Raw genomic sequence first — 17,455 nt, 5'->3', positions numbered from 1 at the left:
CCACCTTTTTCCACGGTGGGTTTCCTCGCGGCGCGTTGCGCCGCTGCGGGAACCCACCGCGCAAAAACCTGGAGGGAAAAAGCCGCTCGCTCGGCCTACGGCCTCGCTCGCGGTACATTTAGTCGACAACGGATCAGGACCCAGCCGACAACAACACTAACTCTCGCTATTCGACGCAGCTATACGAGGTTTCCACGTGTTCGTCCATCTGATCGCCCGACATCGTACGATCGGCTGTGTCGGCAGATGCAAACGCTACTGAAGTGAAGTGTCGCCGCGCTTCGCGCGGCGTTCACCGCGAGGCGAGCGAAGCGAGCCGAGCGGCTTTTTCCCTCCAGGTTTTTTGGCCGGGGTCGAGCGCTGCCGCAGGCAGCGCGAGGCCCCGGTGAAAAAAGGTGGATGGGAAGTTTCACAGCACCTCCGTCCCGACAGTTCGACAATGAGCACGCAGGACATCACGCGACGGGAGGCGTGGGTGATCGCCGCCCGTCCGCAGACGCTTCCGGCGGCGGCCTCGCCGGTCGTCGTCGGTGTCGGCCTGGCGCTCCACGACGGCGTCTTCGCCGTCCTGCCCGCACTCGCGGCGCTCGTGGGGGCCGGCTTGATCCAGATCGGGACCAACTTCGCCAACGACTACTACGACGCGATCCAGGGCGCAGACACCGAAGAGCGCGAGGGGTTCACCCGCGTCACGGCTGGCGGCCTCATCGATCCCGCGAGCGTCAAGCGGGCGATGTACCTCACGTTCGCCGCGTCGATCTTGCTCGGCACGTACCTCGTCTACGTTGGCGGCGTACCGATCGTCGTAATCGGCCTACTCTCCGTCGCCTCGGGAATCGCCTACACCGGCGGCCCGTACCCGCTCGGCTACCACGGGCTCGGCGACCTCTTCGTCTTCATCTTCTTCGGCCTCGTCGCCGTCGCCGGGACGTACTACGTGCAGGCTGCAGCTGTACTTGCAGGGCCACTACCGGTCGGTATCCCGCCAGAGACGGTTCCCGTCGCTGTCGTCGTCGCGTCGCTCCCGGTCGCGGCGCTCTCGACGAACATTCTCGTGGTCAACAACGTCCGCGACAAAGAGGAGGACGCCACGACGGGTAAACGGACGCTCGCCGTCCGGTTCGGGTACGGCTTCGCTCGCGCGGAGTGGATCGCGATGCTCGTGCTCGCGTACGCGGCTCCGCTGTGGTTCCTTCGACAACCGGGATTCACGCTCGGCATCGCGCTCCCGTATCTCACGATTCCGTTAGCGCTCGACATCACGCGGACGATGCTCACCGAGACGGCTGGTGAGGTGCTGAATCCCACGCTCGAACGAACGGGTCGACTGCTCGCCGGATACGCCGTCCTGTTCGCTGTTGGGCTCTCGCTCACCGGGCTCCCGCTGTGATCCGTTACGAGCCGTTCTCACTCCGACTGGCGTCCCCACTCGACACCGCGGCCGGCCGGATCGAGCGCCGCGATGGATTTCTCGTCCGCGTCGAACGTGACGGCGTCGACGGAGTCGGCGAGGCGACGCCGCTCGCGGGCTGGACCGAATCGTACGAGGCGTGTGACGCCGCGCTCGCCGAGGTAGCATCTGGAACGCACGAAGCAGAGACGGCGATAGCGGTCACCGAACTGTCTGCGGAAGCGCGACCCGCCGCACGGCACGGCCTCGAACTCGCGACAGTCGACGCGGAGGCTCGCGCCGCCGGTGAGTCGCTCGCGACGTACCTCGCTGCCGATTCGCCCGCAACGTCCGTTCCGGTCAACGCCACCGTTGGTGACGGAACAGTGGAGAAGACAGCGGCGGCGACCCGGGAAGCCGTCGATGATGGCTACCCCGCGGTGAAAGTGAAGGTAGGCGCGAGACCTCCCGAGGAAGACGAGGCGCGACTTCGCGCGGCTCGGGACGTTGCCGGCGAACACGTCGAACTCCGCGCGGACGCGAACGGTGCGTGGACTGCGTCGACCGCGCGACGGATGCTCGACATCGCGGCCGATCTCGACTTCGCATACGTCGAACAACCGTTGCCGGCAAACGACATCTCGGGGCACGCCGAACTGCGCGGTCGGGGCGTCGACGTCGCACTCGACGAGTCGCTAGCAGCGGTCGGCCCTGACGAGATCCTCGACGCCGGCGCGGCAGACGTGCTCGTCAGCAAGCCGATGGCGCTCGGGGGGCCGCGCCGCACGCTGGAGGTCGCCCGCCGAGCCGCGAGGCGGGGTGTCGACACCGTCGTCACGACCACCATCGACGCGGTCGTCGCGCGCGTCGGCGCGCTACACGTCGCCGCTGCCCTTCCAGACGTCCGCGCCTGCGGCCTCGCAACCGGGTCGCTGCTCGCAGACGACGTCGGCCCCGACCCGGCGCCGGTCGAGGACGGCGCGATGTGGGTTCCGGCAGGCCCGGGCCTCGCCGGAGAGACGTTCGAGACGTTCCGGGGATGACCGAGACCCTCGTGGACGGCAGCCATCCGCCCGTGAGTATAAACGGCACCGGGCCGTACACCGGATATGGCAGAAGCGACATCGGGGCAGCGTCGACTCCTGGCCGGCCTGTTCGCGTTCGCAGCACTCATCTTCGTCGGCGGTATCGTCGTCGTCGCGTTCCTCGCCGGAGCCGTTTGAAACGGCGTGCAGGACGGGGTGGCCGAGACACCGAGTCGGTAGCGCGGAGTGGTCGGGAAAACTGACCGAAAGGGATCAGCCGTCGTCCGGGCGGTGCGTGACGCCCGATCTGCTATCGGCGTCCTTCCGCCGGATCGCGGCCGCGGCGTTCGACGCGTCGTAGCCGAAGTGGACGTTTTCCGCGTATGCCTCCGCGACCTCCGTCGCGTGGACGAGATCGTCGAGGTCGAGGTCGACCGCGTACAGTTCGATCGAGAACGGCGTTTCGAGCGGGTCGAGAAGACTCTCGAACCCCTTTGCGATCGTCTCCAGCCAGTACGTCGTCGCGTAGTGCATATCGTAGAGCGGCACGACGAACTCGTCGACGTAGTCGGCCAGGGTTTCGACGTCGATGCCGGCGCGCCGGTAGAGGTGGCCAGGATACGGATCGGGATACAGCGTGAGATAGGTCCGGCCGGGAATCCGCTCGGCGGCCGCAGCGACGAAGTCTGTGATCTCGGCGGCGCGCCACGCCTGTCGGTCCTCGTACTCACTCTCTGCGAAGCGGCTCTCACAGCGGTCACAGCGGCAGTAGCCTTCGCGCGGGAACCCGATGTCGTCGAGTCTGACATCGCCGTTCTCGGCGGCGCAGTCCTCGACGATTTCGAGGAGCCCGGCGCGGTACTCCTCGTTCGTGGGACAGACGTGAGACCAGTCGAAGTACGGCTGCTCGCGGGTCGCGCGGTTCCCCTCGGCGTCGGCCGCGGCGAGGTCCGGATCCGAGTTTACGGCCGCGTTGTCGCCGAAACACGAGATCATATTCACCGCATTCGAGAGCGGCTCTGCGGCCCGGCCGGTCACGTCTTTGACCTCGTAGAAGCCGGTGTCGAACTCGCTCCAGTCGACCTCCTCGGCGTTCCGCGTAACGATACCGTACATAGTCGGCGTTTCGCGCCGAGCGGTATCAGTCGTTCGTTCCGTCGGACCGGCCGCGGGCGGCCGTCACATAGGCTAGGGGTCAGCCAGCCGGCCCTCCAAGCGATAGCCTGTGCCACCTCTCGCTGTCGATAACTATCGCTGACGCGTCACGTCCGTCGAAAAGGCAGGATTCGAGTTATTCCTCGTCGATGTCGACTTCGACGGGTTCCTCGCCGCCGGAGACGACGAAGTAGACGAGTGCGATGAGCGCCAGTACCAGGATGAATTTCGCTTTTCCGGACATACTCAGAGATACATCGTCTCGGTACAAAGTCATTTCCCCTCGACGACAGGCGAAGCGTGATTTCTCCCGGACGTGATCGGGCGGGGCCGACCGCCAGACTCGCCTGAGCGAGAGTCGAGTCAGGACACGTTCAGGTGTGTGGCGACCTCGTCTTCGCGGACGATCTCGCCGCAGTAACCGCAGCGGAGGCCATCTTCGAGGACGATAAAGCGCGTCTGGACCGGTTCGTCGGCGTTCGTGATGCAGTTCCGGTTCGGGCACGCGAGCACGTCATCGACCGACTCCGGCCGCTCGATGCGCTTCTTCTCGACGACTTCGTAGTCGCGGATGATGTTGATCGTCGCCTCCGGCGAAATGACCGAAAGGACGTCGACCTCAGATTGACTCAGCTCTCGGTCTTCGACCTTCACGATGTCTTTCTTCGCGAGCTTGTCCGAGGGGACGTTCATCCCGACGGAGACGCCCTCGCCGCCGGAGCCGTCGATGCCGAGGAGTGCGAGGACGTTCAGCGCCTGTCCAGCCTCGAGGTGGTCGATGACGGTTCCGTTTCGGATCTTCGAGACGCGGAGTTCTCGGTCGGCGTCGCTCATTGGCCGTCCTCCGAGGTAGCGTTCTCAAGCAGCATATCGAGCAGCGCCATACGGACCGGGACGCCGTTGTGAGCCTGCTCGAAGTACTTCGCGTGGCTGGTCTCGTCGACTTCGGGCGCGATCTCGTCGACGCGCGGGAGCGGATGCATCACGGTCAGCGACTCTTTCGCCCGTTCGAGGTCGTCGGTGTCGATCTGGTACTCACCGGCGACTTTCAGGTACTCGTTCTCGTCGGGGAAGCGCTCGCGCTGGATGCGGGTGACGTAGAGGACGTCGAGATCCGGGAGGACCTCCTCGAGCGAGGTGTGCTCACGGACTTGTGCGCCCTCCTCGTGGAGGTCGTAACGGACGCTCCGCGGGAGACTGAGGCTCTCGGGGCTGATGAAGTGCTGGCGGACGTCGAAGTTCGTCAGCGCGGCCGCGAGCGAGTGGACTGTTCGCCCGTACTTCAGATCGCCCATAATGCCGATCGTGACGTCGTCGAGACCGGCGTTCTCCCGCATCGTGTAGAGGTCGAGCAGGGTCTGTGTGGGGTGCTGTCCAGCCCCGTCGCCCGCGTTGACGAGCGGGACGTCGACGAACTCGGTGGCCATCTTCGCCGAGCCCTCAAGGGGGTGCCTGAGCACGAGCGCGTCGGCGTAGCCCTCGACGACGCGCATCGTGTCGGCCAGCGTTTCGCCCTTCTTGACCGAGGAGGACTCGACCGACCCCATATCGATCGTTCGGCCGCCCAGTCGTTTCATCGCAGTGTCGAAGCTCATCCGCGTACGGGTGCTCGGCTCGAAGAAACAGAGGCCGAGGACCGATCCGGCGTGCCGCCCCTGCCAGGCGTCCATATCGCCGTCGATCTCCGCCGCGCGGTCGAGCACCGCCTCGATGTCTTCCCGCGACAGTTGTGTCGCGGAGATGAGGTGGTCCTGACGCATTGTATACTCCCGCGCCCGGCACGAACTTGAATCGCTCGGGTTGCTGGCGGTGTGCCGCGCGGGAGCACAGCACCGAGTGAACCGGCGTCGGAACGAACACGCGAGGCTGGACGCCCGAGTAATCGAATCCGACACAGACGAAAGAAGCGGAGTACCCGATCGGCGTGTGAACGCCGTCTACGGCCAGTTGCCGCTGTTAGTGTAGGCGTCGACGATCCGCTGGATGGCGACGACGTAGGCCGCGACGCGGAAGTTCGGCAGGTCGTGCGTCTCGTAGGCGTCGACGAGGTCGTCGAAGGCGCTCGTGATCACCGCTTCGAGTTCGTCGTTGACGCGCGCTTCGGTCCACGAGAAGCGCTGGCGGTTCTGGACCCACTCGAAGTACGAGACGGTGACGCCGCCCGCGTTCGCGAGGATGTCCGGGACGACGAGGACGTCGCGGTCGGCGAGAATGTCGTCGGCGTCGGGCGTCAGGGGGCCGTTCGCGGCCTCGACGATGATGTCGGCGTCGACGTCTTCGGCCAGGTCGGCGTCGATTGCGTTTTCGAGCGCCGCCGGGACGAGCAGGTCGACGTCGAGCGTCAGCAGATCGTCGTTCGTCATCTCCTCGACGTCGCCGTAGCCCGTCACCGAGCCAGTCTCGTTCTTGTGCTCTTTGACGGCGACGGCGTCCAGTCCGTCGGGGTCGTAGATAGCGCCCGAGGAGTCGGAGACGGCGACGATGGTTGCGCCGAGGTCCTCGATCAGTCTGGCAGCGATCGAGCCCGCGTTCCCGTAGCCCTGTACCGCGACGGTCGCGTCGCCGATGTCGCCACCCCGGTATTCGAAGGCGTCGCGAGCCGTGAGCATCGTCGAGCGACCGGTCGCCTCGACGCGGCCCTCACTGCCGCCAGAGGAGATCGCCTTTCCGGTGATGACGCCGGGAGCGGTCGTGTTTTCGAGGGTCTCGTAGGTGTCTTTGATCCAGTTCATCTCGCGCTGGCCCGTGTTCACGTCGGGTGCGGGGATGTCGCGGTCGGGACCGACGAGCGGACGGAGCTCTTTGGCGAACGAGCGGGTGAGCCGTTCCAGTTCCGACTCCGAGTGCTCGTCGGGGTCGACGATGATGCCGCCCTTGCCGCCGCCGTACGGGATGCCGACGATGGCGCACTTGTACGCCATCCATCCGGAGAGCGCCTTGACTTCGTCGCGCGAGACGTTCGGGTGATAGCGGATGCCGCCCTTGTAGGGACCGCGGTCGCCGTTGAACTGCGAGCGGTAGGCCTTGAAGCGCCGAATCTCGCCGTCGTCCATCTCCACCGACAGGTTGGTTTCGAGCACGCGCTCGGGATGCTTCAGGCGTTCGACGACGTCGTCGCCGACATCGAGATATGCCGCCGCGTCGTCTACTTGCTCTTGAAGGCTTTCGAACGGATTCGCTTCAGACATATTGATTCAGTCTGTCGGGGGGAGTTTAAACGCTGCTGTACAAAGCCGTGACTTGTGCCTCATAAATCGATAGAGTATTTCGATTGGTTAAATTCAGGTGTCGATTAGTGTATAAAAGCACTTCTAAAAGTAAACTACTATATAGTTTTATTTGAAAGACGAGTAATGAAATATTTTGTCTGGCCAAGAGAGAATTCAACACTTATGATTCGAAAATAGCGCATCAGAATTGGACTCCTGACTTATTCAAAACCCCCACACCTGTACAAATAAACTTATATAAGATTTTAATATATTTCAACCCGGAGTACAGTTGGTTTTCACACCGAAAATGTATGTACTTCCTTATCTATCGGGTACATATGACCAAGAAGGCGAACCACCCCGTACGGACCAGCGAGAAGACGTTGGAGTTGATCGAGACGCTCGATACCGACGACGGCTTTCGGCTCAGCGAACTCGAAGATCGCCTCGAGATGAGCAAGAGCGGCATTCACAACCACCTCAGTACGCTCAGAGAGCACGGATACGTGGAAAAGAACGGCGACGAGTACGCGCTCAGCCTGAAGTTTCTCTCCCTGGGTGGCCACGTTCGCAGTCGCTCACCGCTGTATCAGTACGGGCGGTCGAAGATCGACCAACTCGCGACCGACACCGGAATGTTGGCGAACCTGGCGACCGAGGAGAACGGCCGCGCGGTGTATCTCTATCAATCCCGCGGGAGTTACGCTGTCAACCTCGATACGCACGTCGGATACCGACTTCGCCTGCACAACATCGGCATCGGGAAGGCCATCCTCGCGTCACTCCCTCGCGAGCGCGTCGAGGCGATCGTCGACGAGTGGGGGCTGCCGGAGGCGACCGAGAACACCATCACCGACCGCGAGACACTCTTCACAGAGCTCGATCGGATCCGGGAACGTGGATACGCGACGGACAACGAGGAGCGCACGGAGGGGCTCACGTGTATCGGTGCGCCGGTCAAACTCGGCGGTGACGTTCTCGGCGCGATCAGCATCTCCGCGCCCACGAAGCGACTCGGGAACGCCGGCTTCGACGACGACATCACCGCGGAGGTCGAGAGCACCGCCCACGAACTCGCCTTGGACATCAAGTACGCCCGGCAATGAATCGCCGCCACCGAGCCGAGTCGACCCGCGGTTCACGCCCAGTCCGCCGCGCTCGTTAGTGAGAACAATTATCACTCCCCTCGGGAGTAGTAGCCACTATGCCAGAAATCGTCGACGGCTATACGCACATCCTGACCGAGCACTTCTTCGAGAAACTGACCGACGAGTTCGGCTTTCAGGGCCTCTCCGGTCGGCCGGAGTTCCTCTGGGACGTCGAACAGCGAAAGCAGGATATGGCCGACTACGGCGTCGACAAGCAGATCATCACGCTCGCGCTCCCGACGATGTTCCAGGGGATGGATCACGATCTCGCGCTGGAGATCACGCGCCTCGCCAACGACGAGATCCGTCGGCTCGCCGACGAGCACCCCGACTCGTTCATCCCGGTCGCGACGCTCCCGATGGTGAGCGAGGCGTTCCTCGCGGAGTTCGACCGCTGCGTCGGCGACCTGGATGTGGCCGGCGTTCAGATCTTCTCGAACGTCGACGGTCGCCCGATCGACGACGAGCAGTTCTGGCCGCTCTTCGAGGAGGCCGAGGCAACCGACACCCCGCTGTGGATCCATCCGCAACTCTGGGAGTGGTACGACTGGGCCTCCGAGTATATGGAACACCGTCTATTTGGCTGGCCGTTCGACACGACGCTCGCACTGTCGCGGCTGGTGTTCGGCGGCGTGATGGAAGCATATCCCGACCTGAAGATCGTCTCGCACCACGGCGGGGGAATGGTCCCCTTCTACGGGCGGCGCATCGAGATGTTCTATCAGCAGCGGCAGGCGTATCCCAAGAACTACCCCGGTTTCCACGAGAACGCCGCGTCGCTCTCGCAGCCGGCCGAGGAGTACTTCAAGAAGTTCTACGCCGACACGGCCGTCTCGGGGTCCACGCCGGCGCTTGAGTGCGCCGACTCGTTCTTCAACGACGGGAACGTCGTCTTCGGCACTGACTACCCGTTCAGCCCCGAGCGGGGCCGTCGTACCGTCGACGTGACGATCGACGCGGTCGAACGGATGGACGTCGACTCCGACACGCGCGCAGACATCTTCGCAGACAACCTCTACGACTTGATCGAGTAGTCGGGGGCGCGTTTTCGTATTCAGAATTTTCCCGGTGACGAACACTCTCAAAAACGTCGTTTAATTCCGTTCAAACAGGCGTACGCGTGTTATTTCCAAACCAGATATAGCTGTAAATAGTCCTGTAGCGGCAGCTACCGCGTTTCGCCCTCTCATCCCACACCGTTTTCAAAAAGAAAACCAGAGGGCGTGGATTCGCTACTCGGCGCGGACTTCGATCGAGCCCAGGTTCGAGAACTCGACGTTGTAGACGTCGCCGGGTTCGATGTCGATGGCTGCGGTGATGCCGCCGCTCATCACGAGTTCGCCCTCGCGGAGTCCGTCGTCGACGTCCGCCAGACGGTCGGCGAGCCACGCCACCGGTCGCGCGGGATTACCCATAATGTCCGCACCGAGGCCCGTCGCTTCGACCTCACCGTTCACCGAGACGGCGACGCCCTCCATCTTCAGATCGAGGTCAGTGACGTCGCGGTACTGCTCGCCGACGATGACCTTGCCGGCGGATGTGAGGTCGGCGATCACGTCCTGTGCCGAGGGGATCGACCAACCCTGGAAGCGGCTTTCGAGGATCTCGACGACTGGGACGACGGCCCGCGTCGACGTGAGGACGTCCATCGTCGAGACCGGTGCGGTGAGGTCTTCGTCGAGGATGAAACCGATCTCGGCCTCGATGCGGGGCGAGATCATCTCTGCGGTCGGCACGGGCTCGTTATCCAGTACCGTTTCGTGGGCGACATACCCGAAGATCGGTTCCGGGATCCCGAGCTGTTCCTGTTTCGCCTCGCTGACGAGTCCGAGTTTGTGGCCGACGATGTCCTCGCGGCCGCCTTCGCTGAGTCGGTCGAACACCTCGAACTGGATGCGGTAGGCGTCTTCGGTCGAAAATTCGGTCTCGTCCGATAGCGGCGCGATCGGCTCTTTCTCGTCGTAGGCCTCGTACAGTGTCGTCGCGAAGCGGTCGATCTCGTCCTGGCTGAGTGGCATACGTTCCTACGTTCGCTGGTGCATTCATTATACTTTCGACACTCACAGCGACGTTCGCTCCGCGAGTTGGCCCAGTCCCGTTTTCGGATCGAAACCAGTCCACGGGTGCACGGCGATCCTGCTTCGCCTGCACACTGGAGTTGAGTAACTGAATATGGTTACATTTATGACTTCGATCCACAATGAGCAACCAGTTCCGGGGTCGGTATTATTTTACTCGTGGGACGTGTTCGTAGACGTGTATGTCCGAGAGTGAGGTATCCCGGGAGATCTCGATCGACGCCTTCTGGAACGCCCTCTACATCGATGGTGAGTGGGAAACGCCCGACGACAGAGACCGAATCGACGTGACGAACCCCGCGACCGGCGAGTCCGTCACGGAGGTCCCGGCGGCCTCAGTCGACGATGTCGATCGCGCCTTCGAGGCCGCTACGCGGGCCCAGGCGGAGTGGGAGGAGACGACCCCCGACGAACGCGCCGCCGTCGTCCGCCGCGCGGCGACCCTCATCGAGGAGTACGAGGACGAAATCCGAGAGATTCTCGCCGTCGAGAGCGGCGGAACGAAGCCGCGCCAGGACATCGAAGTCGGCGGGACTATCACTTTCGTTCACGACGCGGCATCCTTCGCGTTTCGCTCCTCCGGCGGGCACAATCAGTCGAAGATCCCCGGCAAAGAGAACATCATCCAGCGCGAGCCAGTCGGCGTCGTCGGCGTGATCTCGCCGTGGAACGTCCCGTTGAAGCTCTCGATCCGCGCGGTCGCGCCCGCCATCGCGCTCGGAAACAGCGTCGTGCTCAAGCCCGCACAGGAGACGTCGATCTCCGGTGGGTTGCTGCTCGCGCGCCTCTTCGAGATGGCCGGCCTCCCCGAGGGCGTCCTGAACGTCGTCACCGGGACCGGCCCCGAGGCCGGCGACCGCGTCGCCTCGCACCCCGACTGTGAAGTCATCGCTTTCACCGGATCGACCCCAGTCGGGCAGATGGTCGGCCAGAACGCGGTCGATCACTTCGCGTTCCCCGCTTTAGAACTCGGCGGCAACAACCCCCACGTCGTGCTCGAAGACGCCGACCTCGACGCGGCGATCGATGCGGGCGTCTTCGGCTCGTTCTGGAATCAGGGACAGGTCTGCATCTCGATCAACCGCCACCTCGTCCACGAGTCGATCTACGACGAGTACGCCGAACGACTCGCCGAGCGCGCCGCCGAACTGAAGATCGGCGACCCGCTCGACGACGACGTCGTGATCGGCCCGATCATCAACGCGGACCAGCGCGAGGAGATGCTCGACTACATCGACCGCACCGTCGAGCAGGGGGCGACTCTCGAAACCGGCGGTGCTGGCGAGGGCCTGTTCGTCGAGCCGACCGTCCTCACGAACGTCACCAACGAGATGGCCGCCGCGTGCAACGAGCACTTTGGACCCGTCGCGCCGATCATCCCCTTCAGCGACGACGACGAAGCGGTCGAACTCGCAAACGACACCGAGTACGGCCTCGCAGCGTCGGTTCACTCAGCCGATCGTGGCCGCGCTCGCGACATCGCCGACCGGATCGAGGCCGGGATGGTCCACGTCAACGACCAGACTGTCAACGTCGAACCACACGTCCCCTTCGGCGGGGTGAAAGACTCGGGGATGGGCCGCTACAACGGCAAGTGGATCATCGACGAGTTCACCCAGACCAAGTGGACGTCCGTCCAGCGCGAACCACGCGAGTACCCCTTCTAAAAGGGACTGACGCCAGGACTCTGCTTCTCTCACGTCGTTCTACTCCTGACCTGACCTGATCTGATCTGACACCGACAGCATCGCTACTATTCGTGCCGCCCGCGGTACGTCGAGAGGTAATCCCGGGCGGTCTCACCGAGCATCGCCAGATCCGGCCCCATCGCCAGGAAGTCGACGCCCCAGTCGTCGCGGACGCCGACTTCCGCACGGCTCGTCGCGAGCGTGCCAACTGGCGTATTCGCCTCGTCCGCCGCGTCGACGATCCGCTCGACCGCGTCCTGCATCGCGTCGGCGTCGTAGTCGCCGAACACGTCCAGCGAGGCCGAGAGGTCGACCGGGCCGATGAACAGCGCGTCGACGCCGTTGACTGCGGCGATCTCCGCGACGTTCTCGACGCCCCGCTCGGACTCCACCTGCACGATCGTCAGCACCTCCTCGCTCGCCGATTCGACGTACTCCTGCAGGTTCGCGCCGTAGCCGGCCGCACGGTAGCCCGCGACGCCGCGGCGCCCGTGCGGTCGATAGGTGCAGGCGTCGACGGCGCGTTCGGCCTCCGCGGCCGTCTCGACGGACGGCACCATCACGCCCACCGGACCGAGGTCGAGGACGCGCTTCACCTCGGTCGGATCGTTCGAGGCGACGCGAACGATCGGGACCGTGTCCGTGCCCGCGGCAGCGACAGCCCGGACCACCGTCGCCAGCGCTTCCAGCGTCATCTCGGTGTGTTCGCCGTCCAGTACGGCGAAGTCGTAGCCGACGCCGGCGAGGAGTTCGGCGCTGGCGGGATGGCCGATCGAGATCCAACAGCCGGCGACCGGTTCGCACGCGCGGAGTCGCGACGTGAAGTCGTCTCCGATACTGAGGTCGTCTCCCATATCGTCGAGTACCGCTGCAAATCGCTTGAACTTTCGGGTACGCATCATATTCGGCGGTCGCATTCGGATCGCGTGATTGACAGTACGGAGTCCGTATCCGCGTTTCGCGCGGGATTTTCCCACCGACCTACCCGATCTGCTCGCGTACCGTGGGCGAAGTTATTTGTACGATAAATTCCTACCGAACGATATGTCGTTAGATGCGGCGATAGTCGGTCCGGGTAACATCGGAACCGACCTGATGTACAAGATTCTCGACCGGAGTGAGAATATCGACCTCCAGCGGATGGTAGGTATCTTCCCGGTCGAGGAGTCCGAAGGACTCCAGGCCGCCGTCGAGCAGGGGATCGACGTCGGCACCGAAGGCATCGACAGCATCGAAGAACACGCAGACGAGTTCGACATCGTCTTCGAGGCCACGAGCGCGGGCATTCACGAACAGCACGCGCCGGTCTACGAGGACCTCGGTCTGTTCGCGATCGATCTCACGCCGGCCGCGATCGGTCCCTACACCGTTCCCGTCGTCAACCTCGACGACGTGATCGGCGAGACGCAGAACATCAATATGGTCACCTGCGGCGGCCAGGCGACGATCCCGCTCGTCCACGCCGTCAACCGCGTCTCGAACGTCGAGTACGCCGAGATGATCTCGCACATCGCCTCGAAGAGCGCCGGCCCGGGCACGAGAGGTAACATCGACAAGTTCACCCAGACGACCGCGGCGGGACTCGAAGAGGTCGGCGGGGCCGACGACGGGAAGGCGATCATCACCCTGAACCCGGCGGAGCCGCCGATTATGATGCGGAACACCGTCTACACGATGGTCGACGAGAACACGGACGTCGACGAGGTCCGCGACTCTGTCTCCCGTATCGAAGCGGACGTCCAGACGTACGTCCCCGGCTACGAGGTCACGCTCGAACCGACAGTCAAAGACCAAGACGACGTCGCCTTCGACCTCGGCGACTCGATCATCCTCACCACGATGATCGAAGTCGAGGGCGAGGGCCAACATCTCCCGCCGTACGCGGGCAACCTCGACATTATGACAAGCGCAGCACTCGGTGCCGCCGAACGGATCGCACAGCAGCCAGTCGACGCCAGCCCCATCGGAGGTGTCAGCGATGACTGATTCGGTCCGGCTGGTCGATATGACGCTCCGCGACGGGATGCACGCCGTCGACCACCAGTTCACGCCCGAGGAGATGGCAGACGTCGCGGGCGCCCTGAACGCGGCCGAGATGGACGTCGTCGAGGTCTCTCACGGCGACGGAATGGGCGGCTCCTCGATCAACTACGGCTTCTCGGCGGCCAGCACCGAGGAGTACCTCGACGCCGTGACGCCGGAACTCACTGACACCGAGCTGTCGGTCCTGATGCTGCCCGGCATCGGTACGATCGAGGAGATCGATATGGCGATCGATCACGGGGCGGACATCTGCCGGATCGCGACCCACGTCACCGAGGCCGACGTCTCCGAGGAGCACTTCGAGTACGTCAAAGACCAGGGCCTCGAAGCGAACGGCCTCCTGATGCTCTCGCATATGGCAGAGCCCGAAACGGTTCTCGAACAGGCCCAACTGATGGAGAGCTACGGCGCCGACGCCGTCTACGTGATGGATTCCGCCGGCGCGTTGCTGCCGAGCGACGTCCGCGACCGCGTCAGTCTGCTCGCCGACGAACTCTCGATCGACGTGGGCTTTCACGCTCACAACAACCTCGGGCTCGCGATCGGCAACTCGCTCGCGGCGCTCGATTCCGGCGCGGTGACGATCGACGGTTGTCTACGTGGGCTCGGTGCGGGCTCGGGCAACGCCCAGATGGAGGTGCTCGTCGGTACACTGGAGAAAGCCGGCTACGACGTCAACCCGGACTTCTTCGGCACGATGGACGCCGCCGAGGACGTCCTCGTCCCGATGATCTCCGACGACGAGATGCCCGAACTCGACAACGACTCGCTGCTTTTGGGCTACGCCGGCGTCTACTCCTCGTTCCTCCGGCACACCCGTCGCGCGGGCGAAAAGTACGACATCGACCCCCGCGAGATCCTGATCGAACTCGGCGAGATGGAGGTCGTCGGCGGTCAGGAGGACCTGATCACCGACGTCGCCTCGCGACTCGCCAGCGAGAAAGACGCCGAAGCCGCCGAAGCGGCCTCGGACGACTGACGGCAAATCGACCGCGGTTTCGTTTTTCTGTCTCTCCGGTTCTCGGAACTTATAGGGATTATCGTACGTCTGCATAGATGTCTCGCCGGACGGTACGGCGAGAGTCTCTGAACAGTTACGATAATCCCTATTAGAGATCTTCTCGCGGCTCGACCAGTTCGATCACGTGGCCGTCCGGGTCCGTGATGAAGGCGACGCGCGCGCTCGCGCCCGTGGAGTCGAGCGGGCCGCGGAGCAGTTCTGTCTCGGTATCCTCTTGCAGGCGCTCGACCTCCGCGTCGGTGTCGTCGACTTCGAGCGCGAGGTGGTCGAAGCGGGCGCGGGTCTGCTCGCCGAGGTCGTGACCGGGCTTGTGTTTGAACTGGATCTCGGCGTCGCTCTCGCCGCGGACGTAGACGTTCCGGGCGTCGTCGCCGCCGACGAACTCGTTGGTCTTCTCTAGGCCGAGCGCGCCGACGTAGAAGTCGAGCGTCTCGTCGATGTCCGATACCCAAATCGCGCTGTGAATTACGTCCATACTCCAAGGCGGGGCAGGCGTCGACATAAATCACGGGGGTCAGCGTTCGCGGCCCGCGTTCGGATGCCGGACACCAACCTATTTGATGCCCGACTCAGTAGCGAGCATATGGCAGTTCCAGCAGAAACCCGCGAGGAGTTGGCCGAATCGCTCTACACGGCGCTTCGGACGCAGTCGCCGATCGATCGCCTCACTGCGGACCACGAACTGACGAAGTCGGACGCCTACGACATCCAGACGCGACTCGTCGAGCGCCGTCTCGACGACGGGGCGGAGATCGTCGGCCACAAGATCGGCCTGACGAGCGACGGTATTCAGGAACAACTCGGCGTCGAGGAGCCCGACTTCGGCCGCCTCCTCGATACGATGTTCGTCGCGGGGCGAGAGATCCCCGGCGACGAACTCCTCCAGCCGCGGGTCGAACCCGAGATCGGGTTCGTTATGGAGGAGTCGCTCTCGCCGCCGGTGACGTATCTGGACGTGCTCGATGCGACCAGTTCGGTGCTGCCTGTCGTCGAGGTCATCGACAGCCGCGTCCGCGACTGGGACATCCGGATCCAGGACACGATCGCAGACAACGCCTCCTCAGCGCTGTACGTCACGGGCGAGCAGACGACGGTTCCCGATCAGGATCTCTCGCTCGAAGGCGTCAAGCTCTACAAGAACGGTACGCTCGAATCGTCCGGCGTAGGTGCGGCCGTGCTCGATCACCCCGCCCGGTCGGTCGCGTGGCTTGCGAACACCCTCGCAGACTTAGACGAGCAGATCGAAGCCGGTCATCTCGTCTTGAGCGGGTCGCTGACGCCGGCCGTCGATCTCGCGCCGGGCGACGTGATCTCCGTCGAGTTCTCCTCGATCGGTACGGTCAACGCCCGACTCAGCGACGAATAAAAGACGGCGTGGTTCGCGGAGGCGCGACGCTATTCGGTGTACGGGATGCCGCCGAGGCTGTACTGCGTGCCGAACCACTGGTGGTCGGATTCCGATCCGATTTCCTCCTGCCAGACGACGGTCTCCCAGTCCGGCTCGAAGTTGAGATAGCCTGGCCCGGCGAACAGTTCGAGACGGATGCCACTGGCGGGGTCCTTGACGTAGAGGTAGTTCGCGTTCGTGATGGCGTGCTTGCCGGGGCCGCCGTCGATCTCGATGTTGTTCTCCGAGAGGATGTCGGCGGCGTCCCACAGATCCTGCAGGTGATCGAGGTGGTAGGCGATGTGGTGGAACTCGTGTTTCTCCTCTTCGAGTCGGTGGACCGCGATGTCGTGCGGCAGCGGCGTCGTAGCGTGCCACCAACCCCAGGTCGTGCCGTCCTCGGATTTGAAGACCTCGTTCAGTCCCATCCCGAACTCCTCCTCGAAGAGCTGTGAGGTCTTCTCGGGCTGTCCGTCCTGCACGTGGGTGTGGTCGATCCGCTGGGGGTACACGCGGTTCGCGTACTCGGGGCTGTAGCGCCGCATCGGGATCTTCGAGCGCTGTTCTCCGTCGATATCGGGTTTGTCCATCTCGTAGTAGATCTCGAAGCGGTGCCCCGCCGGGAGCTCGAACATAATCGAGTCGCCGATGCCCGCCTCGTGACCGTCTTCGGTCCACGTGACGTCCATCCCGAGTTCTTCCAGTCGCTCTGCGTACTCCTCGACGGATTCGGGGTTCTGCGCGCGGAACGCGATGTGATCGACGGCGCCTTTCTCGCCCTCGGTGAGGCTCATCGTGTGGTGCTCGTAATCCCGGAGCGCACAGAGATATGCGGTGTCGTCCTCCCGTTCGACAACCTTCATACCCATCAGGTCGCGGAAGAACCACAACGATTCCTCGAGATCGGGCGTCTCGAACGCTATGTGTCCAAGTTTGGCAAGTTCTGCCATACTGTGTATCAGTTTTGCAGTTCTGTTATATACATTTTTCTAAGACTGCGGCGAGTGCGTCGGTTCGGTGCGGCTGTCGACGACTGAGCCCACGGTTTGGAACGCGCCGGGAGGCCGTCGAACCTTTGTGCGAGTCCGCTGTTTGTGATTTACCGAGAATCACCGAATTATTTATTATGTATGATGCGCTCCCCGCGTGTATGGGTATTGCGACCCTTGCACACGCAGAGCTGTACTGTCCAGACCTCGAAGCGTCGCTCGAACACTTCCGCGACACGATGGGAATGTACGTCCGCCACGAGGAGGACGACGCCTACTACCTCGCCGCCTACGGCGACTGGCAGGACTACACGCTCAT

General features: G+C 63.5%; 16 protein-coding genes. 8 read left to right on the top strand and 8 right to left on the bottom strand.

Annotated elements, in window-relative coordinates; translation table 11 throughout:
* The first annotated feature begins 439 nt into the window (after positions 1 to 439).
* A complete protein-coding gene (locus tag NO347_RS14475) occupies positions 440 to 1,390 on the top strand; it encodes a 1,4-dihydroxy-2-naphthoate polyprenyltransferase (RefSeq protein ID WP_256290348.1) in 951 nt (316 codons plus the stop codon).
* Positions 1,390 to 2,433 (top strand): mandelate racemase/muconate lactonizing enzyme family protein, encoded by a 1,044-nt coding sequence (locus NO347_RS14470; protein WP_256290480.1) that lies wholly within the window; start codon positions 1,390 to 1,392, stop codon positions 2,431 to 2,433. Before NO347_RS14475 ends, NO347_RS14470 begins: the two co-directional genes overlap by 1 nt.
* Before the next feature lie 255 nt (positions 2,434 to 2,688).
* Here the strand turns inward: NO347_RS14470 and NO347_RS14465 are convergent, their stop codons facing one another.
* The 4 genes from NO347_RS14465 to NO347_RS14450 form a co-directional block, all read right to left on the bottom strand.
* The gene (locus NO347_RS14465; protein WP_256290347.1) at positions 2,689 to 3,531 is read right to left on the bottom strand and encodes an alpha-amylase family protein; all 843 of its coding nucleotides are present in this window, start codon (positions 3,529 to 3,531) and stop codon (positions 2,689 to 2,691) included.
* A gap of 402 nt (positions 3,532 to 3,933) precedes the next feature.
* Positions 3,934 to 4,404, bottom strand: coding sequence for an aspartate carbamoyltransferase regulatory subunit (gene pyrI / locus NO347_RS14460; RefSeq protein WP_256290346.1), 471 nt, complete (start codon positions 4,402 to 4,404; stop codon positions 3,934 to 3,936).
* A complete protein-coding gene (gene pyrB, locus NO347_RS14455; protein WP_256290345.1) occupies positions 4,401 to 5,330 on the bottom strand; it encodes an aspartate carbamoyltransferase in 930 nt (309 codons plus the stop codon). The genes pyrI and pyrB overlap by 4 nt, the downstream gene beginning before the upstream one ends.
* Before the next feature lie 177 nt (positions 5,331 to 5,507).
* Positions 5,508 to 6,758: a Glu/Leu/Phe/Val family dehydrogenase gene (locus NO347_RS14450; RefSeq protein ID WP_256290344.1), complete on the bottom strand. Its 1,251-nt coding sequence runs from the start codon at positions 6,756 to 6,758 to the stop codon at positions 5,508 to 5,510.
* Positions 6,759 to 7,120: 362 nt separating this feature from the next.
* Between NO347_RS14450 and NO347_RS14445 the strand changes: the two genes are divergently transcribed.
* Together NO347_RS14445 and NO347_RS14440 are read left to right on the top strand one after the other, a co-directional pair.
* Positions 7,121 to 7,888, top strand: coding sequence for an IclR family transcriptional regulator (locus NO347_RS14445; RefSeq protein ID WP_256290343.1), 768 nt, complete (start codon positions 7,121 to 7,123; stop codon positions 7,886 to 7,888).
* A gap of 98 nt (positions 7,889 to 7,986) precedes the next feature.
* Complete coding sequence (locus tag NO347_RS14440) at positions 7,987 to 8,964, top strand: amidohydrolase family protein (protein ID WP_256290341.1); 978 nt, start codon at positions 7,987 to 7,989, stop codon at positions 8,962 to 8,964.
* Positions 8,965 to 9,162: 198 nt separating this feature from the next.
* On the opposite strand, the gene NO347_RS14435 is transcribed toward NO347_RS14440, so the two are convergent.
* Positions 9,163 to 9,948, bottom strand: coding sequence for a 2-keto-4-pentenoate hydratase (locus NO347_RS14435; protein ID WP_256290340.1), 786 nt, complete (start codon positions 9,946 to 9,948; stop codon positions 9,163 to 9,165).
* Between the two features lie 242 nt (positions 9,949 to 10,190).
* On the opposite strand from NO347_RS14435, the gene NO347_RS14430 reads away from it, so the two are divergent.
* Positions 10,191 to 11,675, top strand: coding sequence for an aldehyde dehydrogenase family protein (locus NO347_RS14430; protein ID WP_256290339.1), 1,485 nt, complete (start codon positions 10,191 to 10,193; stop codon positions 11,673 to 11,675).
* An 86-nt stretch (positions 11,676 to 11,761) separates the two neighbouring features.
* Here NO347_RS14430 and NO347_RS14425 read toward each other — a convergent pair whose 3' ends face one another.
* Positions 11,762 to 12,550 carry an HpcH/HpaI aldolase family protein gene (locus tag NO347_RS14425; protein ID WP_256290338.1) on the bottom strand — a complete coding sequence of 263 codons (789 nt, stop codon included), beginning with the start codon at positions 12,548 to 12,550 and terminating at the stop codon, positions 11,762 to 11,764.
* A gap of 190 nt (positions 12,551 to 12,740) precedes the next feature.
* Between NO347_RS14425 and NO347_RS14420 the strand changes: the two genes are divergently transcribed.
* Positions 12,741 to 13,682 carry an acetaldehyde dehydrogenase (acetylating) gene (locus tag NO347_RS14420; protein WP_256290337.1) on the top strand — a complete coding sequence of 314 codons (942 nt, stop codon included), beginning with the start codon at positions 12,741 to 12,743 and terminating at the stop codon, positions 13,680 to 13,682.
* Entirely contained in the window at positions 13,675 to 14,718 is a 1,044-nt protein-coding gene (gene dmpG, locus NO347_RS14415) for a 4-hydroxy-2-oxovalerate aldolase (protein ID WP_256290335.1), read from the top strand. Before NO347_RS14420 ends, dmpG begins: the two co-directional genes overlap by 8 nt.
* Positions 14,719 to 14,848: 130 nt before the next feature.
* Here dmpG and NO347_RS14410 read toward each other — a convergent pair whose 3' ends face one another.
* Complete coding sequence (locus NO347_RS14410; RefSeq protein ID WP_256290334.1) at positions 14,849 to 15,235, bottom strand: VOC family protein; 387 nt, start codon at positions 15,233 to 15,235, stop codon at positions 14,849 to 14,851.
* 108 nt (positions 15,236 to 15,343) lie between these two features.
* On the opposite strand from NO347_RS14410, the gene NO347_RS14405 reads away from it, so the two are divergent.
* A complete protein-coding gene (locus tag NO347_RS14405; protein ID WP_256290333.1) occupies positions 15,344 to 16,126 on the top strand; it encodes a 2-keto-4-pentenoate hydratase in 783 nt (260 codons plus the stop codon).
* Between the two features lie 29 nt (positions 16,127 to 16,155).
* Here the strand turns inward: NO347_RS14405 and NO347_RS14400 are convergent, their stop codons facing one another.
* A complete protein-coding gene (locus tag NO347_RS14400) occupies positions 16,156 to 17,097 on the bottom strand; it encodes a VOC family protein (RefSeq protein WP_256290332.1) in 942 nt (313 codons plus the stop codon).
* Positions 17,098 to 17,455: the final 358 nt, after the last annotated feature.

Origin of the sequence: Halobellus inordinatus (assembly GCF_024464655.1) — an archaeon.
Taxonomy (GTDB): Archaea; Halobacteriota; Halobacteria; order Halobacteriales; family Haloferacaceae; genus Haloquadratum; species Haloquadratum inordinatus.
Note: the sequence above shows the minus strand (reverse complement) of the source record. Positions and strands in the feature narration are given on the sequence as shown.